Consider the following 19,394-nt stretch of genomic DNA (forward strand, 5'->3'; position numbering starts at 1 on the left):
ATCACCCGACCGCACGGACCAACTCGATGGCCCGGCCCAGCGTGGAAAGCTTGGCGTCCATCGTGTCGCCCGCGGGATAGAGCCGCACCGTGTTCACCCCCGCGTCGCGCCACGCCACCAGCCGGGATCGGACCATCTCCTCGGTCCCGATCAGCGTGGTGGCCAGCACCATCTCGTCGGCGACCAGCCTGGCCGCCCCCTCGCGGTCGCCCCGTTGCCAGCGCTCGCGTACCGCGGCCGCGACCTCCGACCAGCCCTGCCTGCTGTAGGCCTGGTTGTAGTAGTTGGTGCTCGCCGACCCCATCCCGCCCAAGCTGAATGCGAGTTCCGTCTTGCGCGCCGCGACCATGTCCCGCAGCTCTTCGACACCGGATGCGAACGCCACTTCAGCGCCCTGGCAGAAGTCGATGTCGGCTCGGCTGCGACCGGCAGCGGCCAGCCCGGCATCCAGGTGCGTGAAATACGCGTCACCGGCGCCTTCGGGAACGAAGCTGGTACCCAGCCAACCGTCGGCAATCCGGCCGGTCAGCCGCAACATGGCCGGCGACAACGCGGCCAGGTAGATCGGAATGTCGTACTCGGGACGAGTCGACAATCGCATGGGCCGTGCCTCCCCGCCCCGGCGGGGAATCTGAAACTCACTGCCGGAGTATGTGACTTTGCCGCCCGCGAACACCTGCCGCACGATCTCGACCGTTTCCTTGAGCCGAGCCAGCGGCCGGTCGAACGCGACGCCGTGTAGACCTTCAATCACTTGTGGGCCGGATGCCCCCAACCCGAGTAGAAAACGGCCGCACGACAGATTGGACAGGGTGATCGCCGTTTGCGCGACCAGCACCGGGGATGGGGTACCAACCTGCAGCACCCCCGAACCGAGCTGCATCCGTTCGGTCCGGGCCGCTATGTAGCCCAGCGCGGATGGCGCATCGCTGCCCCACGCTTCGGCCACCCAGCAGGTGTGTAGGCCGAGCTTTTCGGCCTCGACGACGAAGTCGACCGTGTCCTTGCCGTCCTTGCCACCGGACAGCTCGACCGTCGTCGCCGTACGCATCAACGCACTCCGTGCTCAGCCAACCTCTTGATCGCGGCCAGGGTCTTGTCGATCGCCGCCTCGAACTCCCGCAGTCGCACGAAGACGATCTTTTCTTCCTTGTCCGGCATCGCATCGATGGCGTTGGGCAATCCCGAGCGCCCTGGCCCGATCTGCGTCCGGTAAGCCAGGTTGGTGCCACCGTCGCGGGGGACCAGACGAAACCGCCACACCGCGGCCGGATAGTCGGGTTCACCGACGGCCCAAGCGAATTCGCGGGGCGGATCACATCGGACAACTTGGGATGTACTGGTCCATTGCCCGAACGCCTCGTGTTGGTTGTGTCCGATGAACCGGGCGCCGACGCGTGGTTCGCTGACGCCGCCAACCCACTCCACGGCCTGCAGCTCGTTGCTGAGCGTCGGCATCAGCGCGATGTCGGAAATGAGGCTCCAGACCCGTTCGGGCTCGGCGTCAATCCACGTCGAGGCCTCCACGGTCGGCCTGTCCGCATAGCGTGCGCCCGTCCACTCCACGGATCCCATTGTCCTCCAGCGGGAACGTGCAATAGACGTGAGCGTCGCCACCACGGCCGCTCGACGGGGATTTCAGCCCTGCGGGTTCGCCGGCGATGCACGCAACGATCTGCGAGAACTCATCTGGCGTTAGGCAATTCCGCTGCCGGTGACCACGCTTGGGCCCAACGTACCGGTTTGGTCACGATTGGGGGAGCACATCGACAGCTCGCCGATGTCCACTTTCTGGACAAGGCTTGGTGCGGGTGCCGGCGTCGTCGGTAGCCACCGACACGGTGCTAGGCCAACGCGTGCGCTTCCTGTCGATCGGAGCCACGGAATGCCAGTTTGACGATCTTGCGAACAACCGTGCCGAACTGGCGCAGCAGCGGGCCCCGGTTGTAAGGAATGCCGTAGCGTTCGCAGATCTCCTGCACCTCGGGGGCAATCTCGGCGTACCGGCGGGCCGGGATGTCGGGGAACAGATGGTGCTCGATCGGGTGGGACAGGTTGCCCGACAGCAGGTGGAAGGTCTTGCCGCCGGTCAGATTGGCCGAGCCCAGCACCTGGCGGAAATACCACTGCCCCCGAGACTCGTTCTGGGTTTCTTCGACGCTGAACTCCTGGGTGCCGTCGGGGAAGTGGCCGCAGAAGATGATCATGTACGACCACACGTTGCGCATCAGGTTCACCGTGAGATTTCCGGCGAAAACGAACGGCGCAAACGGCCCGGCCAGCAGCGGGAAGGCGACGTAGTCCTTGAGGGTCTGACGTCTGGTCTTTTTCCAGATCTCCGTCAAGGTCTCACGCTTGTCGCGGAGCGTGATTTCGCCGGAGCGAATGCGCTCGGTCTCCAGTTCGTGCAGCGCGACGCCGTACTGGAACAGCACCATCAACAGGAACGCGTAGACGGGGTTGCCCAAATAGTACGGCTGCCAGGGCTGGTCTTCGCTCATCCGGATGATGCCGTAACCGATATCGCGGTCCATTCCCACGATGTTGGTGTGGGTGTGGTGCATGTAGTTTTGCGAAAGCCGCCATTGATCGGCGGGGCAGGCGGTGTCCCACTCGAAGGAGCGCCCGGAAATCGTGGGGTCACGCATCCAGTCGTACTGGCCGTGCATGACATTGTGGCCAATCTCCATGTTGTCCAGGATCTTTGACAAGCCCAGCATTGCGGTGCCCGCCAGCCAGGCCGGTGGCAGTATGCCGGCGAACAGCAGTGCGCGTCCACCGACTTCCAGCGCCCGCTGAGCCTTGATGACGCGGCGGATGTAGTCGGCGTCCGCTTCGCCGAGGTCAGCGATCACGCGTTCCTTGATGGCGTCGAGTTCGCGGCCGAATGCCTCGGCTTGTTCGGGCGTCAGGGCGAAATTGGCGCGGGTTGCGGTGTCTGCGGTTTCTGCAATGGTTGCGATGTTGTTGTTTCCCATGGGTTTCCCCTCCCAAGGTTGATGTGGATTGATGGCTAGAGCGATAGGTCGACGTCACCGACCGGAACCGATACACAGATCTGGACGTCCTCGTCCGGAGCGACCGATACCGCACCGGTGACCAGGTTGCGCACCGTGCCGGAGGTCTTGCGCCTCGTGCAGGTGTGGCAGATGCCCATCCGGCAGCCGTTTTCCGGTGCCAGTCCGGCCGATTCGGCCTGTTCGAGCAGCGAGCAGCCGTCGTCGACGACGTCAATGCCGCTGTCTGCGAACCTCACCCGGCCGCCGGATGGTTGCGCGGGCGCTTCGATCGGCGCCGGCACGAAGCTTTCGGTGAACACGTTTTCACAGTTCGCCCGCACGGCGTCCACCAAAGTGGTGGGACCGCAAACGAACACCGCGTCCGGGGCGTCCATCGCGGCGGCCAGGTGATCCGGGCCGAATCGGCCGACGAGGTCGCCGCCACCCGATTGGGTGTAGCCGTGCAGGACCCGCACCCCGGGCAGTGCGGCCAGCTCGGCGCGATAGCAGGCCTCGGCGGGATTGTGCGCGTAGTGGATGAAGGCGATCTCGGCACCGTGAATGTGCAGATGGTACTGGGCAACCAGGGTGCGCAGCATCGCCAGCACGGGCGTGATGCCGCTGCCGCCGGAGACGAACAGGATGCGGCGCGGCCGGCGCTGCGGCAGCACGAAGTCGCCGCCGACACCGGCCAGGCCCACCACCATGCCGCGACGGGCATGGTCATAGAGAGACGGGCATGGTCATAGAGATAGGTCGATACCAGCCCGCCGTCGTGGCGACCGATGGTCAGCTCGAGAGTCTCGCTGCCTTCGGCGTTGGCCGGCGAATAGCACCGGGTGTGACGTCGGCCGTCGATATCGACGGTGAGGTTGACGTACTGACCGGCCAGGGGGCCGGTACCCGCCGCCATGGCCGAGCGGAACGTGTCATTGGGGGCCAGCGTGAGGGTGACGCTGCGCGGCGTGGTGCGCCGCACGTCGATGAGCTTGGCGCGGGCCTCGCCCAGCGTCCACGTCGGCTCCACCAACTCGGTGTATCGATCGATTCCGTGCGGACCGGTGAGCAGGTCGACCAGGCCGGAACCCAGGACCCGCTTTGCCAGAGTTTGGGTCAAAGTTTGAGTGAACATATGTACACGGTGCGACGTGACGACGCTGGTCGTCAAGGTTTTTCCGCAGCTCTGTGGTACGGTTCACATAGTGAACGAACGTACTCCTAGCTCACGCCCGCACCGATCGGGCCGCTCCCGGGACAGCCCGTCACGCGAGGAGCGCAAGGAGGCCACCCGGCGCGCCATCATCGCCGCCGCCCTCAAGCTGGTGCATGATCGCAGCTTCAGCGCGCTGAGTCTGCGTGAAGTCACGCGCGAAGCCGGAATCGTGCCAGCCGCGTTCTACCGCCACTTCGAATCGATGGAAGCCCTGGGCTTGGTTCTCATCGACGAGTCGTTCCGAACGCTGCGCGACACCCTGCGCGGCGCGCGGGCGGGCCGCCTGGACCCGAACCGGGTGATCGAATCGTCCGTCGAGATCCTGATAGGCAGCGTGGCCGAACGCCGCGAGCACTGGCGATTCATCGTGCGCGAGCGCTCCACCGGCCTATCGGTGCTGCGCTACGCCATCCGTACCGAGATCCGGCTGATCACCTCGGAACTGGCCACCGACCTGGCGCGGTTTCCCGGGCTCAATGAGTGGAGCACCGAAGACCTCAACATCTTGGCGACGCTGTTCGTCAACGCCATGATTGTCACGGCCGAGGCGATCGAGGACGCGCAGAGCTCCGAGGCGCTCGAGGAGATCCGTAGGATCGCGGTCAAACAGCTGCGGATGGTCGCAATCGGTGTCGCCGGCTGGAAAAGCAGGCCCTGAGTCCGTTTCGGGCTGATGCCGCTTGATCACCCAGGCCCCGAACCGCGTTCGGGCGGCTATCGATTGAGGTGCGCGCTGGCCCCTCGGCAAACGAGCACTGCGCCAGATTCAAGCCGCTATAGTTCTACGCGTGGCTCTGGCCGCGACTCGCAAGTTGGTGCGCGATCCTCAGCTGCGCAGACTAATGGCGGTATGCGCCACCTTTCTCACCAGTAATTCCGCGCACGGCGTGCTGCTCACCATCTTCGCCTTCTCGGTGGGCGGTGCCGCCACCGTCGGCGTGGTGACCCTGGTCCGGATGCTGCCCAGCGCACTTCTGGCGCCGCTGGTGGCAACGCTGGCCACCAGTCCACGCCCCCAGGTACACCTGGCAATCGGGGTTGGCGCCCGCGGGATGACAACGATCGCCACCGTCATCGTGGTGGTGTCCGGGGCGCCGCTCGGTGTCGTCTTGGTGGTGCTGGGCGTCGACTCGCTGATGTCGGCGGCCGTGCGCTCCCTGCATGCCGCGCTGGTGGTGCGTCTGGCCACCAGCGTGGCCGAGGCGGCAACCGCCAACGCGGCGACCGGGGTTCTTCTCTATGCCAGCGCCCTGGCCGGGCCGGTGCTGGCCGGGGTGATGCTGGCCTTCGTCGGCGTCGGCTGGGCCTTGACCCTGCCGGCGGCGCTCTTCGTCGTCGGCACCCTGACGGCGCTACGGATCACCGTGGCGCCCATCGATGACATGCCCGATACCGGCCGGTGCCCGGCCATCCGGCGGTGTCGCGCGCGTCCAGCTCAGGGCGGTCGGAGCCGGGTTTCGCGCGATCATCGAAAGCCGTCCGGCCGCCGCAGCGGCGACCCTGTTCCTTCTCACCACGACGCTGCTCGACGGCTTCTGGTACGTCGCGAGCGCGCCGTTGGCCGCAGACCAATTTGGGCTCGGCCCAAGCGGTGTCACGACGATCATGACCATCTACGGCGTCGGCGGCCTGCTCGGTGCGGTGGCAATGCTGTCGATCGCGGGACGGGGCGGGCTGGCCCGCATGTTCACCTTGGCCCGGCTCAGCGAGGCGCTCCTGCTCGCGGCGATCGGTGCGGCCAGTCTGCCCGCATTGGGCCTGGTGCTGGCCGCCGGCGTGGGTGGGGGAAGCGCGGCCTCGTGGGCCATCGCACCGACGCTTGTTCAGCGCAGCGTCAACAGAGCCTCGATGGTGACCGCGGCGGCCAGTCTGCAGAGCGCGTCACAGCTGGCGATCGCCGCGGGTGCGGGGATCGCGGCGGTGCTGGTCGGCTCGTTGGGGCTGACCGGCGCCCTGGCCATCGTCAGTGGTGCCGCGGTGCTCATCACGGTGCTGGCCTGGCCACAGGTGCGCCGCGCCGACAAGCTCAGCGACGACGACAGCGCCAAGCTTGCGGTGATCCGGGCCACCCCGGTGCTGGCCCCGCTGCCCGCACTTGCTCTCGAGCAGCTCGCGCGCACGGCGACGCGGATGGCCGTGCCTGCGGGCTCCGACGTGATCCGCCAGGGCGACCGAGGCGACCGGTTCTACATGATCGCCAGCGGCCTGGCCGACGCCACCGTCAACGGTCGCCGGGTGGCCACCCTTGGTCCCGGCGGGTCGTTCGGGGAGATCGCCTTGCTGCACGACGTGGCGCGCTCGGCCACCGTGACAGCGCGAAAGGACCTCGACCTGGTCGCGGTGGATCGTGCCGAGTTCCTCACCGCGCTGTCCAGCAACACGGCAGCGGGTCTGCGGCTGGGCGGGCTCGCCCGGACCCGGCTGGGCACCGTGCCCGTCGAGGAGCGCCTCATCGAACTCGGCCCGGATCCCGCACTGAACAGCCAGTCGCTGTCTGAGCTGCTCGCCGCGCAGCCGGCGCTGGCGGGCATCGGCGACGGCGCGCTGCGCGAACTCGCCGACACCGCCAAGGTGCTGGCGGCCCCCGACGGTGCGCTGATCACCTGCGAGGGCGACCACGGCGATACCTACTACGTGATCCTCGAGGGCGCCGCCCAGGTCCTCGACGACGACACCGCAGTGCACCACCTCGGCCCCGGGGCGAGGGCTTCGGCGAGCAGGCGATCCTGCGCGACGTCCCGCGTACGGCGACCGTGCGAGCGGTGGGCGACACCACCCTGGTGGCCGTGGATCGCGAGGCGTTTCAGCGCGCGCGGCGTTGACACCGGCCGCAGCGACGGTGCCGTGACTGGGCCGGCTTACCGCGGGTCACGCCACATCGGCTAGATCGACGGACCACCGTGCGGCAGCGCGATCTCACCGGTAACGGTGAAACCGAAACGCTGGTAATAGGGCACATTTTCGGGCTTGCTCGACTCGAGGTAGGCCGGGCAGTACTCGGCGTCGCAGCGGTCCAGCCGCGACCGCAGCAGCGCCTGACCGAAACCCTGTCCGCGAACCGTCGGGTCGCTGCCGATGGCGGCCAGATACCAGTGTGGTTCTTCGGGGTGTGCGCGCTTCATCGCCGACTGCACGGCACGTCCCACCCCCGTTCGGAACCCGAACACCCGAAGCAAGGCCGGGGTCATCGCCAGTTCCCCGAGCCGTGTCTCGCGCCATTGGTTCGGCGGATCCCACAATGCCGCCGCGCCGATAACCGGTCCGTCGCAGGCCACCTCAACGCCACCGCGGGCCAGATGGTGGTGGCGTGTCATGGCCGCGAACAACCGGCACAATTGCGTGGTCCGGGCCCGGTCACCGGGAAACAGCCACGTCATCACGGGATCGTCGTAGAAAGCCCGGGCCATGGTTCGGGACAGCTCACGGATATCGGCCTTCTGCGCCGGACGCGCCTGTGGGGTCATCTCAGCGAGGGTATCTGGGACCGCCATGGCATCGCCGGGTCACCGCACCGCCGGGCGGCCCGATCCCGCCTGATACCCAGCAGCTCCACCGCGCCCTTACGATGGGGTGGCTCCATCATCGATGCCGGTGCGGCGCTGCGCCGGGGAACGGTTGGCCTACGGTGTGGGACTTCGAAACAGACCCCGAATACCAGGCGAAGCTGGACTGGGTCCAAGAGTTCATGGTCAACGAACTCGAACCACTGGATCTGGTAGCTCTCGATCCCTATGACAAGAAGAACCCCGAGATGATGGCCGTCCTTCGGCCGTTGCAGCAGCAGGTGAAGAACCAGGGGCTCTGGGCCGCTCACCTGCGACCGGAACTCGGCGGGCAGGGGTTTGGCCAAGTCAAGCTTGCGCTGCTGAACGAAATCCTCGGACGCTCGCGCTGGGCGCCCTCGGTGTTCGGTTGTCAGGCACCAGACTCGGGTAACGCCGAAATCCTGGCGCTGTTCGGCACCGAGGACCAGAAGGCCCGCTACCTGCAACCGCTGCTGGACGGCGAAATCACCTCCTGCTACTCGATGACAGAACCTCAGGGAGGTTCGGATCCAGGGTCGTTCGTCACGGCCGCCACCCGCGACGGAGACAGCTGGATCGTCAACGGGGAGAAGTGGTTTTCCACCAACGCCAAGCACGCCTCGTTCTTCATCGTGATGGCCGTGACCAACCCGCAGGCCCGCACCTACGAGAAGATGTCGCTGTTCATCGTCCCTGCGGAGACACCCGGTATCGAGATCGTCCGCAACGTCGGCGTCGGGACCGAGTCGAGCAAGCACGCCAGCCACGGCTACGTCCGCTACCACGATGTTCGGGTGCCGGCCGATCATGTGCTCGGCGGTGAAAGCCAGGCGTTCATGACCGCGCAGACGCGACTCGGCGGCGGTCGCATTCACCACGCGATGCGCACAATTGCATTGGCACGACGAGCCTTTGACATGATGTGCGAACGCGCCGTATCCAGGCAGACCAGACACGGCCGGCTTTCCGCCTTGCAGATGACGCAGGAGAAGGTCGCCGACAGCTGGATCCAAATCGAGCAGTTCCGGCTACTGGTGCTGCGCACGGCGTGGCTGATCGACAATCACCACGACTATCAGAAGGTGCGTCGCGACATCGCGGCGGTGAAGGTCGCAATGCCACAGGTGCTGCACGACGTGGTGCAGCGCGCCATGCACCTGCACGGCGCGCTCGGCGTTTCCGACGAGATGCCGTTCGTCAAGATGATGGTGGCCGCCGAATCGCTGGGCATCGCCGACGGCGCCACCGAACTGCACAAGATGACGGTGGCACGCCGGACACTGCGCCAATACGAGCCTGTTGCAACGCCGTTCCCGTCACAGCACATACCCACCCGGCGAGCGGCGGCCGAAGCGCGGCTGGCCGAGCGCCTGGAACACAGCATCGCGGAGTTCTGACACCGGACGCCGGCCGCTGGGCGTCCGGATGCCGAAAAGTGGTGCGGCGAATGGATTCTCACGGCTCCCGCCCCGACCGGTCAGGTGACGTACCGGACGACGCTTTCTGCCACACAGGCCGGCTTACCGGACCCTTCGACCTCGACGGTCGTGGCAACCGTCGCCTGGACCGCGCCGTTGCCGACGTCTTCAACACCGACCAGCGAACTCTGGGCGCGCACCCTGGAACCGACCGGCTCCGGGGCGGGGAATCGAACCTTGTTGAGCCCGTAGTTGATTGCCAGCTTTATGCCCTTGACCGTGTACATCTCGTGCTGCAGGCGAGGTAACAGCGACAGGGTCATGAAGCCATGTGCGATGGTGGTGCCGAATGGCCCTTTGGCCGCTCTTTCCGGGTCGACATGGATCCACTGATGATCGCCCGTCGCATCGGCAAACAGGTTGACGTCTTCCTGCGTGATCGTCACCCAGTCGCTTTGCCCGATGGTTTCACCCGCAGCGGCAGCGAGGTCGGCGACGGATTCGAAGGTGCGCATGGCTGTCTCCTCTGCTCGTGGGTAAGCATAGATGTTGTGAAGCTACTGCTGATCGCCGATACGCACGTCCCCAAGCGTGCCCGCGACCTACCCGACCAGGTATGGAAGCAAGTCGCCCGGGCAGACGTGGTGATCCACGCGGGCGACTGGGTAACCGTCGAGTTGCTCGACGAACTGCAGAGCAGGGCGGCCCGGCTGGTGGCCTGCTGGGGGAACAACGACGGACCCGATCTGCGCAGCCGGTTACCGGAGCGGGCGGACGTCGTGCTGGCGGGTCTGCGCTTCACCGTCGTTCACGAGACCGGCGCGGCGGGCGGTCGCGAGGCCCGGATGTCTCGGCTCTATCCCGATAGCGACGTACTGGTGTTCGGTCACAGTCATATCCCGTGGGACACCACAACCAGCACCGGTTTACGGCTGCTGAATCCGGGGTCTCCCCAGGGCTCCGGCGTTGTTGATTAGCAGGCTTGTGAGCTGGGTTGATGATCTTTGGTGCCGCGCTATTGGGGCCGGAGTGTAGGCACGGGCTATCTGGAGAACGATCGAGTTGGTTACTGTTCGTCGTTGGTCTGGAGTTGCCCGTGCCTACCGTTTCAGTATTGCCTGTGTCGTCGGTTCCAGAGGTGTTCGACCGCTGGAGTCCTGGTGAGCGCAGCGAGCTCATCGGATCGGAGTTTCTCGATGTGTTGGCCTCGGTGCCAGACCCGAGGGACCCACGCGGTCGGAGGTATTCGCTGATGGCTTTGTTGGCGATCGCGGTTCTGGCCACTGCCGCGGGGATGCGCGGCTATGCTGGTTTTGCCACATGGGCGGCCACCGCTCCCGATGATGTGTTGGCCCAATTAGGGGTCCGGTTCCGGCGGCCCAGTGAGAAGACCTTCCGCGCTGTTTTGTCTCGGCTAGACCCCGCCGACCTCAACGCCAGGATGGGCAGTTACTTCACTGCACACGTGGCCAGCAGCGACCCCAGTGGATTGGTGCCGATCGCGTTGGACGGCAAGATGCTGCGTGGTGCTTTACGCGCCAAAGCGACAGCCACGCATCTTGTGTCGGTGTTCGCCCACCGTGCCCGATTGGTGCTCGGTCAACTCGCTGTCGCCGAGAAAAGCAATGAAATTCCCTGCGTACGTGCCCTGTTCACGCTGCTGCCGGGTAGCTTGCGGTGGCTGGTCACCGTGGATGCGATGCATACCCAGGTCGTCACCGCGAAGTTGATCTGCGCCACCTTGAAGTCGCACTACCTGATGATCGTCAAGTCCAACCAAGCCAAAATACTTGCGCGTATCACCGCGCTGCCCTGGGCCGAGGTGCCCGCAGCCGCTACCGACGACTCCCGCGGCCACGGCCGTGTCGAGACCTGCACCCTGCAAATCATCACCGCTGCACGAGGAATCGGCTTCCCCTACGCAAAACAAATCATCCGGATCACTCGTGAACGCTTGATCACCGCCACCGACCAGCGCAGCGTGGAGGTGGTCTATGCCATCTGCAGCCTGCCGTTCGAGCACGCCCGCCCTACCGCGATCATGACCTGGATGCGTCAACACTGGGGAATCGAGAACAGCCTGCACTGGATACGCGACGTCACCTTCGACGAAGACCGTCAAAGGGCACATACCGGAAACGGCGCACAGGTCCTAGCAACGCTACGCAACACCGCGATCAATCTGCACCGCCTCAACGGCGCCGACAACATCGCCGAAGCCTGCCGGATCACCGCTTTGACCGCCAACCGCCGCCTAGACCTCCTCAATCCACAATTCCCCAGCTCACAAGCCTGCTAATCAACAACGCCGGAGCCCTGGGGGTCTCCCACCGATCGTCGCCGAGCTCCCCATTGCACTTACATGACCGCGACAATCGAAAGCGGCGCGCTTGCCGGGGTCACCCTGCACAACATCGAAAAGTAGCCGCTTCCATCGCACATATTCTTCAAATAGCAACGACTACAATGGTTTTGAGTTGCGCGACAAAGTCACTCGCAAGTGTCGACGACAGGCAATGACCACCCGAAACATCGCGCATTCGCGTTACCGAATTACGAAGCAAATAGTGCATCGCGGCCGAATTCTTCAAGTTTTCAACACCAATCTGAGCATCAATCGTTATCGTGTCGAAACGACTCGGCGCCGATTCTCAATCGTTAGATAACCGCGACATTCTTCTCCGGCCGCGACAGACGAATTGGGCCGCGGCCCTGTGTTTCACTCGCCCAGACAGATTTGACCGTGCCGTGCGGCAGATGAAAGTTGGGTAGGAGCTATGAAGTTCGTTGAGAAGTTGCGTGGCGCAGCGGCCGGCGCTCCGCGCCGGCTGACCATCGCGGCCATAGGGGCTGCCCTGTTGTCCGGACTTGTTGGGGCCGTGGGTGGCGCGGCGACCGCCGGGGCATTTTCCAGGCCGGGTCTGCCGGTGGAATACCTGCAGATTCCGTCGGCTGCGATGGGCCGCGACATCAAGGTTCAGTTCCAGGGCGGTGGAGCGCACTCGGTCTACCTGCTCGATGGGCTACGGGCGCAGGACGACTACAACGGTTGGGACATCAACACTCCCGCCTTCGAGGAGTACTACAACTCCGGGTTGTCGGTGGTGATGCCCGTCGGCGGCCAGTCCAGTTTCTACAGCGACTGGTACCAGCCCTCTCAGGGCAACGGTCAGGGCTACACCTACAAGTGGGAGACCTTCCTGACCCGGGAGATGCCCGCCTGGTTGCAGGCCAACAAGGGCGTCTCGCCAACCGGCAATGCGGCGGTGGGCCTTTCGATGTCGGGCGGTTCGGCGCTTGTTCTGGCTGCCTACTACCCCCAGCAGTTCCCCTACGCCGCGTCCTTGTCGGGATTCCTGAACCCCTCCGAGGGCTGGTGGCCGACGCTGATCGGTCTGGCGATGAACGACTCGGGCGGCTACAACGCCAACAGCATGTGGGGCCCGTCCACTGACCCGGCCTGGAAGCGCAATGACCCGATGGTCCAGATTCCGCGCTTGGTCGCCAACAACACCCGCATCTGGGTCTACTGCGGCAATGGCACCCCCAGCGACCTCGGTGGCGACAACATGCCGGCGAAGTTCCTGGAAGGCCTGACACTGCGCACCAACCAGACCTTCCGGGACACCTACCTGGCCTCGGGTGGGCGCAACGGGGTGTTCAACTTCCCGACCAATGGCACTCACTCGTGGCCCTACTGGAACCAGCAGCTGGTTGCCATGAAGGGCGACATCCTCAAGGTGCTCAACGGGCCTGCCGTCCCGGCGGCTCCGGCTGCCCCGGAGGCTCCCGCCGCCCCGGTCGCTCCGGCCGCCTGAGGGGCTCGCTAGCTCCAAAACCTGCATCGGCAGCAGCGCAACCGCCAGCGCTGCTGCCGATGCTTTTTTGGTGGCGCGGCTACTTCAACAGGGCCCGACGGTCGGAGTGGAAATAGGTGAAGCCGGTTGTCAGCGCACACACCGTTGAGGCGACCGCGAGCATCTGGGTTCCGCTGACCACCAAGCTGATGGTCCCACCCACGGTGGCGCCGAGAATGAAGCTGGCAAGCAACATGAAGTAGCCGAGCCAGTCCGCCGCCTGTCCGCCGGCGATATGGCGTTCGATGCCCTGCCCCATCTTGACCAACGTCCCGGTCACGTAACTCAACGGCACCGACACTTCGCCGTCCTTGACGAACGACGTGTTCAGCGAACCCACACCGAAGACCACGAGCATGATCGGCAGGAAGTCCAGCTGGCTGCCTTCCCATCCACCGATGACGATGTCCAGGGCCGTCGCGGCGACCAGGCTGAAGGTGGTCAGCACGGTCGGGCCGTGCGGGTGATCCACCCAGAAGTGCCGTCTGCACACCGATGCAACCACGACTCCCACCAGGAACCACACCAGGAGCAGCCCCGCCGTGACCGAAAGCCACACGTCGTCCCGAAAGTAGCCCAGCACAGCGCGTTGGGCGTTTCCCGTCATGAATGTCACGAAGTAGCCGGCAGAGTGGGTGAAAGCGGTTGCACCCAGCACGCCGGCCAGCACCGCCAGCACCCAGGACAGTCGCGCCTCGCTGTCGAAAATGTCACTCCTCACCCAGCCATGCTGTCAGACCCGTTCGACGACCGCAGAAATCAGCAGGCCAGACCATGCCCGTTCGGGCGCGCCACAGTCACCGGCCGAGCGCCGGCGGCCGGTGCGCCCGCCGACCTAGGTGGCGGTGAGCCGCGCGATCGAGCGCAGCGGGATCGGCAGCCAGCCGGGCCGGTGCCGCGACTCATAGCCGGCCTCATAGACGGCCTTGTCGAGTTCGTAGGCGGCCAGCAGCAGCTCCGAATCCCGCGGATCGTTTCCCGAGGCGGCCGCATAGCCTTCGCAGAACGCGGTGCGGTTGCGGGTGATCCATTCCCGGGCGCGAGCCGCCAGCTGCTTATCGTCGGCGTGGTCGACCAGCGGCCCATAGGCGGCGTACTCGAACGAGCGCAAGACCCCCGCGACGTCGCGCAGCGGCGAATCGGGGGCCCGCCGCTCCCGCAGCGGCTGCCCCGGTTCGCCTTCGAAGTCGATCAGCACCCAGCTCTCCGGCGTGCGCAGAACCTGCCCCAGATGCAGATCCCCATGCACGCGCTGAACGCTGATCGTCTCGTCGACCAGCTTGACGAACCGTTCTTCGATGGTGCCGGCGTACTGCTGCAGTTCGGGCACTGCCGCAGCGGTCGACGACAACCGCGCCAGTACGTGGTCCACCGGGAAGGTGGCCTGTGCCGTCCCCAGCTGCTCGGCCAGGGTCGCGTGCACCGACGCGACCGCTTCACCGAGCCGGCGGGACTCGCCGGCAAAGTCGCCGCCGACTTCGTGTGCGTACAGGTCGCCCTCGGCGAACAGGTCACGGACGCTGGCGGTGGCCATCGCCCAGCCTTCGGCCGCGTTGGCCGCGTAGGCGGTTGCCATGCCCAGCGGGCACGCGGCCTCCGGGGGCTCGCCGGGGATGCCGATTTCGTAGGTGCCCAGCAGCCGCGCCACGTGCGGATTGTGCGTCCGGCCCAGCACCCGGTTGAGTTCGATGTCGGGATTGATCCCGCTGCTCACCCGGCGGAAGACCTTCAGGATCGCGGCCTGCCCGCGGTCGAATATCACGCTGGTATTGCTTTGTTCGGCGTCAGAGACCCGCGGGTAGGCATCCAGCGGCAGCTCGACATCGGGCTCGCGAGCGAAGCTGACCTGCCCGTCGGACGAACTTCGCACGGCCGACGAGTCGATCAGCGAGAGCAGAACCTGCGGCGCCACCGGGTCATAGAGGGCGTCGAAGCCGGTGTGGTCGTCGGCGGAGCCGATGGTGGCCAGCGTGCTGAATTCCGAGACCGGCCCGGCATCCCAGCGCACCAGCACCTGGTAGCGCTCCGCGGAGCCGTCCGTGTAGCTGACATCCACCAGCACCAGGTCCAGATCATCGCGCAGCGCCACCACCGCACCCGGTTCGGCGGCGGCCAGTTCGCGGTTGCGTCCGGCGTACCAGCGTTGCTGCGGGAGCCATTCCGACCAGGGCAGCTTGGCTGCAAGCGTGGCTGGCGAGTTCATTTAGCGCCGCTCCTTCTCATTGCTTGGTCCCCCGCAAGCGGGCGGTGCCCCCAGTGCATCGTCACCGGCGCGGTCATCGTTCCTCCTCGGATGCGGACAGCTGAAACCAGTAGAACCCGTGCCCCGGAAGGGTGAGCAGGTAAGGCAGGTGCCCGATTTTGGGAAATTCCACTTGCCCGGTCAGCTCGACGGGCGTGTAGCTGTTCCACTGCTGCAGGTTGAGCTCGATGGGCTGCGGGAAGCGCGACAAGTTGTTCACACACAGCACGACGTCCCCGTCTTCGCCGGCCGGTCCCGGGGCCTCGCGCACGTAGGCCAGGATCGACGGGTTGGAGCCGCCCAGCTCCTGGAACGTGCCGACGGCGAACGCGTTGTGGCGGCGTCGTACCGCCAGCATGGTGCGGGTCCAGTTCAACAGCGATGTCGAGGTGTCCCGTTGCGCCTCGACGTTGACCGCCTGATACCCGTAAACGGAGTCCTGGCTTGGGGGCAGGTACAGCCGGCCCGGGTTGGCGGTGGAGAAACCGGCGTTGCGGTCCGGGGTCCACTGCATCGGAGTCCGCACCCCGTCGCGATCCCCCAACCAGATGACGTCGCCCATGCCGATTTCGTCGCCGTAGTAGAGCACCGGCGAGCCGGGCAGCGAGAGCAGCAGCGCATTGAACAGCTGGATCTGGTTGCGGTCATTCTCCAGCAACGGCGCCAGCCGGCGGCGGATCCCGACGTTCGCTTTCATCCGCGGGTCCTTGGCGTACTCCGCGTACATGTAGTCGCGTTCTTCGTCGGTGACCATTTCCAGCGTCAACTCGTCATGGTTGCGCAAGAAGATTCCCCACTGTGCCATATCGGGGATGGGCGGGGTCTTTGCCAGAATCTCCGAGATCGGAAACCGCGATTCGCGGCGGACCGCCATGAAGATGCGCGGCATCAGCGGGAAGTGAAAGGCCATATGGCATTCGTCGCCACCGGTGCTGGCCTCACCGAAGTACTCGACGACGTCGGCCGGCCACTGATTGGCCTCGGCCAGCAACACCCGGCCCGGGAATTCGTCGTCCACCACCTTGCGGACGCGCTTGAGGAAGGCGTGCGTCTCGGGCAGATTCTCGCAGTTGGTTCCCTCCCGCTCGAACAGGTAGGGAACGGCGTCCAACCGGAATCCGTCGATCCCCAGGCCCAGCCAGAACCGCAGGACGTCGATCATCGCCTCTTGCACGGCCGGGTTGTCATAGTTCAGGTCCGGCTGATGGGAGAAAAACCGGTGCCAGTAGAACTGGCGGCGCACGGGATCGAAAGTCCAGTTGGACTCTTCGGTGTCCACGAAAATGATCCGGGCGTCGGTGTATTTCTCGCTGCTGTCGCTCCAGACGTAGTAGTCTCCGTAGGGGCCGTCGGGGTCGTGCCGAGACTCCTGAAACCACGGGTGCGATTCCGAGGTGTGGTTCATCACCAGGTCGGTGATCACCCGGATGCCGCGCCGGTGGGCCGCGTCTACCAGGGCAACGAAGTCGCCGACGGTGCCGAACTCCGGCAAGACCTTGTAGAAGTCCCGGATGTCATAGCCGCCGTCACGCAGGGGCGAATCGTAGAACGGGGGCAACCAGATGCAATCGATACCCAGCCACTGCAGATAGTCCAGGCGCTGCATCAGGCCGCACAGATCGCCGGAACCGTCGGCGGTGCCGTCGTAGAACGCCCGGACCAGTACCTCGTAGAAGACCGCGTGTTTGAACCAGGTTGGGTCGGCGGGCAACGCGGCCGCGTTGCCGAAATCCTTGGCATCGGGGTGTTCGACCACACCTCCCTCGACGTGGCTGCCCTCGGCTGGATTGTGCTCGATGGTGTTGGTTGCCTCGTTCATCAATTCCACGATGCCACGGGTACCCGAGGCGCAACCATAAGAATCACGCCAAGATCGATGCGCGCAATCACGCCCGGTGCCATGCGAATTGGCTGACCGACGCGAAGAAGCCGCAGCGAGATCAGGCGGGCGGGCCCTCGGCAAGCGTCACGTTTTCGGTGCGCTGCCCACCCGAACTGGATGTCCAGCTGATCGAGACGATGTCGCCAGGGTGGTGCCCGTTGAGCGCATCCGACATCGCGGTCGCCGAGTTGATCGGGGCGCCACCGAGTGCGGTGATGATGTCGCCGGTGGAAATGCCGACCACCGCCGCCGGAGCGCTGCCAACCACGCGCGCAACCTTGGCCCCGGTGCCGTTGTTGTCGACGACACCCAGACCGAGGAAAGCGGTGGGCCCGATGTGCACCGTGGGCGACCCGCCGCCGGAGCGGATCTGTCCGGCGATGCCCATCGCCTGTCCGATCGGGATGGCGAAGCCCGTTCCGCCACCGGACATCTGGAAGTTGTCGGAGGCGGCGGTGTTCATGCCGACCACCTGACCCATGTTGTTGACGATCGGCCCGCCGGAGTCACCGGGGGCGATCGCGGCGTCCACCTGAATCAACCCGTTGAGCGTCTCTTCGGCGCCGGTCAGCGCGTCGGATGCCTCGACGGTCTGGTCCAGTGCGACCACGCGTCCGGGCACCGCGCGGGGCGTACCGCCCTGCCCGCCGGTGTTGCCCATCGCCACGATCGGCTCACCAACGGAGACGCCGCCGCCGATCGCGGCGGCGGGAAGGCCACCCGCGCCGCGCATCTGCAGCACCGCGACGTCGCGGGTGCGGTCGTAACCGACCACGTCGACGCCGTAGGTGCGGCCGTCACCGACACTGAAGACGGAGATGTCGGTGGCGCCCGAGATCACGTGGTTGTTGGTCAGCACGACGCCGGCGGGATCGATGATGATGCCCGTTCCGGCCCCGACCGCGTTGTTGTAGCCGAGCTTGGTGTTGACGTTGACGACCTGCGGGCCGACCTGCGCGACCATCGCCGAGGGGTCAAGCGGCAGTGTCGGGAAGTCGGCGAACCGATCCAGCGCCAGGTTCGACGGCGCCGCGTGCGCCGGCGCCGGCACGGTGGCCAGGCCCAGTCCCAGCACGGCCAGTACCGCCACTAGCCATGACCACCTCGGTGAGTGGTGGCGCAATTTACTCATCCCGCATCCTCCTGCGTCGGGGTAAGAATCAGAGAATTGTCCCAGCCTTCAGGTCCGGGCAGCAAAACCTAGTCTTACGAGAATAGTCCAAGGATAGCGATGTGTGGCCTTGCTAAGGCCCAGATCGCCGGTTATTCGCCGAGGTCGACGGACCGGGCTCCAGCGCATACCTGAGATGGTGGCTGACGTCACCCACCATGTCGATCAGAGTCAGGTCGCGGTAGGAAAACCGCCATTTGCCGTCGACGCAGGCGAAACGGTCGTGGTAGCGGCCCGTGACGATCGGCTGTAGCGGGAAGTCGTCGACCTGCTGAAAAACGGTGTAGTAGCTGCGACAACGAGCGATTCCGCACTGCGGGTCGATCTCGATGATCGGATTGCTGACCACGTGCTTGGTGCGCGGCGTCCCGTTGGGATACACAATGATCAGGGCCTCCCAGATCTTCAACAATCCCGCCGCATCGACGGTGTCCTGACCGCCGTCCTGATCACCGTCCGCGGCGATTCGGATGCGGGCGTGCTCGAAGAGCGCGGCGGCCGCCGGCAAATCGCCGGCGTCGATGCATTCGGCATAGCGATAGAGCAGGTTGGCGATCTGAGTCTCCGCCCGCATCGAGCAACGGTAGCGCGCCGGCCAGACCGACCGGCCCCACTCCGGGCCGTAGGCTGGGCCGGTGGGCGAAGTGTTCGACCCCGCGGTCAGGTTCACCCAATCCCCGGTGGCGCGGTTGGCAACGGTCACCCCCGAGGGCATTCCCCATGTGGTGCCGGTGGTTTTCGCGGTCGACAACGACCTGATCTTCACTGCCGTCGACGCGAAGCCGAAATCCACCCGCAGGCTGCGCCGGCTCACCAACATTGAGCGCACGCCGCAGGTCAGCCTGCTGGTCGACCATTACGACGACGACTGGACGCAGTTGTGGTGGGTTCGCGCCGACGGAGTCGCCCAAATCCATCCGGCCGGAGCGGTGCTGCACACCGGTTACCGGCTGCTGCGCGCAAAGTACGCCCAATACCAATCGGTGCTGCTGGATGGGCCGGTTATCTGCGTAGCCGTGCGGCGCTGGTCCAGCTGGCACGCGTGACCCGCCCCGCACGTGGCGGCATCTGGTCTCCGGTCCGCTCCG

Annotated in this window: 17 protein-coding genes and 4 pseudogenes; 8 read left to right on the forward strand and 13 right to left on the reverse strand. The window is 65.6% G+C overall.

Features of this window, described 5'->3' with window-relative positions; all coding sequences use genetic code 11:
• Position 1: 1 nt before the first annotated feature.
• The 4 genes and pseudogenes from SHTP_RS24445 to SHTP_RS24460 all read right to left on the reverse strand — a co-directional run bounded on the left by SHTP_RS24445 (position 2) and on the right by SHTP_RS24460 (position 4,131).
• Positions 2–1,051 (reverse strand): LLM class flavin-dependent oxidoreductase, encoded by a 1,050-nt coding sequence (locus SHTP_RS24445; protein WP_096372047.1) that lies wholly within the window; start codon positions 1,049–1,051, stop codon positions 2–4.
• Positions 1,051–1,575: an SRPBCC family protein gene (locus SHTP_RS24450; protein WP_096372048.1), complete on the reverse strand. Its 525-nt coding sequence runs from the start codon at positions 1,573–1,575 to the stop codon at positions 1,051–1,053. Before SHTP_RS24450 ends, SHTP_RS24445 begins: the two co-directional genes overlap by 1 nt.
• A 269-nt stretch (positions 1,576–1,844) precedes the next feature.
• Positions 1,845–2,978 (reverse strand): fatty acid desaturase family protein, encoded by a 1,134-nt coding sequence (locus SHTP_RS24455; protein ID WP_096372049.1) that lies wholly within the window; start codon positions 2,976–2,978, stop codon positions 1,845–1,847.
• A 35-nt stretch (positions 2,979–3,013) separates the two neighbouring features.
• Positions 3,014–4,131, reverse strand: a pseudogene (locus SHTP_RS24460) (flavin reductase family protein).
• A 70-nt stretch (positions 4,132–4,201) separates the two neighbouring features.
• On the opposite strand from SHTP_RS24460, the gene SHTP_RS24465 reads away from it, so the two are divergent.
• Positions 4,202–4,870 (forward strand): TetR family transcriptional regulator, encoded by a 669-nt coding sequence (locus tag SHTP_RS24465; protein WP_012392318.1) that lies wholly within the window; start codon positions 4,202–4,204, stop codon positions 4,868–4,870.
• A 168-nt stretch (positions 4,871–5,038) separates the two neighbouring features.
• Here the strand turns inward: SHTP_RS24465 and SHTP_RS29415 are convergent, their stop codons facing one another.
• Positions 5,039–5,428: a hypothetical protein gene (locus tag SHTP_RS29415; RefSeq protein ID WP_231991216.1), complete on the reverse strand. Its 390-nt coding sequence runs from the start codon at positions 5,426–5,428 to the stop codon at positions 5,039–5,041.
• 21 nt (positions 5,429–5,449) lie between these two features.
• Positions 5,450–5,596: a hypothetical protein gene (locus SHTP_RS29420; protein ID WP_231991217.1), complete on the reverse strand. Its 147-nt coding sequence runs from the start codon at positions 5,594–5,596 to the stop codon at positions 5,450–5,452.
• Here SHTP_RS29420 and SHTP_RS30785 point away from each other — a divergent pair.
• Positions 5,590–7,098: a cyclic nucleotide-binding domain-containing protein gene (locus SHTP_RS30785; protein WP_477497724.1), complete on the forward strand. Its 1,509-nt coding sequence runs from the start codon at positions 5,590–5,592 to the stop codon at positions 7,096–7,098. The genes SHTP_RS29420 and SHTP_RS30785 overlap by 7 nt on opposite strands.
• Here the strand turns inward: SHTP_RS30785 and SHTP_RS24475 are convergent.
• Complete coding sequence (locus tag SHTP_RS24475) at positions 7,095–7,676, reverse strand: GNAT family N-acetyltransferase (RefSeq protein ID WP_096372649.1); 582 nt, start codon at positions 7,674–7,676, stop codon at positions 7,095–7,097. The genes SHTP_RS30785 and SHTP_RS24475 overlap by 4 nt on opposite strands.
• 161 nt (positions 7,677–7,837) lie before the next feature.
• On the opposite strand from SHTP_RS24475, the gene SHTP_RS24480 reads away from it, so the two are divergent.
• Positions 7,838–9,133, forward strand: a complete 1,296-nt coding sequence (locus SHTP_RS24480) for an acyl-CoA dehydrogenase family protein (RefSeq protein ID WP_096372050.1) — start codon at positions 7,838–7,840, stop codon at positions 9,131–9,133.
• An 80-nt stretch (positions 9,134–9,213) separates the two neighbouring features.
• Here SHTP_RS24480 and SHTP_RS24485 read toward each other — a convergent pair whose 3' ends face one another.
• The gene (locus SHTP_RS24485; RefSeq protein ID WP_096372051.1) at positions 9,214–9,669 is read right to left on the reverse strand and encodes a MaoC family dehydratase; all 456 of its coding nucleotides are present in this window, start codon (positions 9,667–9,669) and stop codon (positions 9,214–9,216) included.
• A 36-nt stretch (positions 9,670–9,705) separates the two neighbouring features.
• Between SHTP_RS24485 and SHTP_RS24490 the strand changes: the two are divergent.
• From SHTP_RS24490 to ag85C, 4 genes and pseudogenes are all read left to right on the forward strand, one after another.
• Positions 9,706–10,107, forward strand: a pseudogene (locus SHTP_RS24490) (metallophosphoesterase family protein); the annotation flags it as partial.
• A gap of 143 nt (positions 10,108–10,250) precedes the next feature.
• A complete protein-coding gene (locus SHTP_RS24495) occupies positions 10,251–11,453 on the forward strand; it encodes an ISAs1-like element IS2404/ISMul1 family transposase (protein WP_420873050.1) in 1,203 nt (400 codons plus the stop codon).
• A gap of 21 nt (positions 11,454–11,474) precedes the next feature.
• A pseudogene (locus tag SHTP_RS29435) lies at positions 11,475–11,579 on the forward strand (YfcE family phosphodiesterase); the annotation flags it as partial.
• A 352-nt stretch (positions 11,580–11,931) separates the two neighbouring features.
• Positions 11,932–12,972, forward strand: a complete 1,041-nt coding sequence (gene ag85C / locus SHTP_RS24505; protein WP_011742299.1) for a diacylglycerol acyltransferase/mycolyltransferase Ag85C — start codon at positions 11,932–11,934, stop codon at positions 12,970–12,972.
• Between the two features lie 79 nt (positions 12,973–13,051).
• Here the strand turns inward: ag85C and SHTP_RS24510 are convergent, their stop codons facing one another.
• The 5 genes and pseudogenes from SHTP_RS24510 to SHTP_RS24530 all read right to left on the reverse strand — a co-directional run bounded on the left by SHTP_RS24510 (position 13,052) and on the right by SHTP_RS24530 (position 18,880).
• A complete protein-coding gene (locus SHTP_RS24510; RefSeq protein WP_096372053.1) occupies positions 13,052–13,732 on the reverse strand; it encodes a YoaK family protein in 681 nt (226 codons plus the stop codon).
• 114 nt (positions 13,733–13,846) lie between these two features.
• Entirely contained in the window at positions 13,847–15,214 is a 1,368-nt protein-coding gene (locus tag SHTP_RS24515; RefSeq protein WP_096372054.1) for a maltokinase N-terminal cap-like domain-containing protein, read from the reverse strand.
• Positions 15,215–17,072, reverse strand: a pseudogene (treS, locus tag SHTP_RS24520) (maltose alpha-D-glucosyltransferase). It lies immediately after the preceding gene.
• Between the two features lie 121 nt (positions 17,073–17,193).
• Positions 17,194–18,267 (reverse strand): S1C family serine protease, encoded by a 1,074-nt coding sequence (locus SHTP_RS24525; protein ID WP_015354116.1) that lies wholly within the window; start codon positions 18,265–18,267, stop codon positions 17,194–17,196.
• Positions 18,268–18,379: 112 nt separating this feature from the next.
• Positions 18,380–18,880: a nuclear transport factor 2 family protein gene (locus SHTP_RS24530; RefSeq protein ID WP_011742303.1), complete on the reverse strand. Its 501-nt coding sequence runs from the start codon at positions 18,878–18,880 to the stop codon at positions 18,380–18,382.
• Between the two features lie 61 nt (positions 18,881–18,941).
• Between SHTP_RS24530 and SHTP_RS24535 the strand changes: the two genes are divergently transcribed.
• The gene (locus SHTP_RS24535) at positions 18,942–19,352 is read left to right on the forward strand and encodes a TIGR03668 family PPOX class F420-dependent oxidoreductase (protein ID WP_011742304.1); all 411 of its coding nucleotides are present in this window, start codon (positions 18,942–18,944) and stop codon (positions 19,350–19,352) included.
• Positions 19,353–19,394: the final 42 nt, after the last annotated feature.

The sequence above is a fragment of the Mycobacterium ulcerans subsp. shinshuense genome (assembly GCF_002355775.1).
In the GTDB taxonomy this organism is placed as follows: domain Bacteria; phylum Actinomycetota; class Actinomycetes; order Mycobacteriales; family Mycobacteriaceae; genus Mycobacterium; species Mycobacterium marinum.

Coding starts and splice junctions, on each gene's coding strand:
- SHTP_RS24445 (WP_096372047.1), bottom strand. CDS start 1,051: ATGCGTACGGCGACGACGGTCGAGCTGTCCGGTGGCAAGGACGGCAAG.
- SHTP_RS24450 (WP_096372048.1), bottom strand. CDS start 1,575: ATGGGATCCGTGGAGTGGACGGGCGCACGCTATGCGGACAGGCCGACC.
- SHTP_RS24455 (WP_096372049.1), bottom strand. CDS start 2,978: ATGGGAAACAACAACATCGCAACCATTGCAGAAACCGCAGACACCGCA.
- SHTP_RS30785 (WP_477497724.1), top strand. CDS start 5,590: ATGACATGCCCGATACCGGCCGGTGCCCGGCCATCCGGCGGTGTCGCG.
- SHTP_RS29420 (WP_231991217.1), bottom strand. CDS start 5,596: ATGTCATCGATGGGCGCCACGGTGATCCGTAGCGCCGTCAGGGTGCCG.
- SHTP_RS24475 (WP_096372649.1), bottom strand. CDS start 7,676: ATGACCCCACAGGCGCGTCCGGCGCAGAAGGCCGATATCCGTGAGCTG.
- SHTP_RS24485 (WP_096372051.1), bottom strand. CDS start 9,669: ATGCGCACCTTCGAATCCGTCGCCGACCTCGCTGCCGCTGCGGGTGAA.
- ag85C (WP_011742299.1), top strand. CDS start 11,932: ATGAAGTTCGTTGAGAAGTTGCGTGGCGCAGCGGCCGGCGCTCCGCGC.
- SHTP_RS24515 (WP_096372054.1), bottom strand. CDS start 15,214: ATGAACTCGCCAGCCACGCTTGCAGCCAAGCTGCCCTGGTCGGAATGG.
- SHTP_RS24525 (WP_015354116.1), bottom strand. CDS start 18,267: ATGAGTAAATTGCGCCACCACTCACCGAGGTGGTCATGGCTAGTGGCG.
- SHTP_RS24530 (WP_011742303.1), bottom strand. CDS start 18,880: ATGCGGGCGGAGACTCAGATCGCCAACCTGCTCTATCGCTATGCCGAA.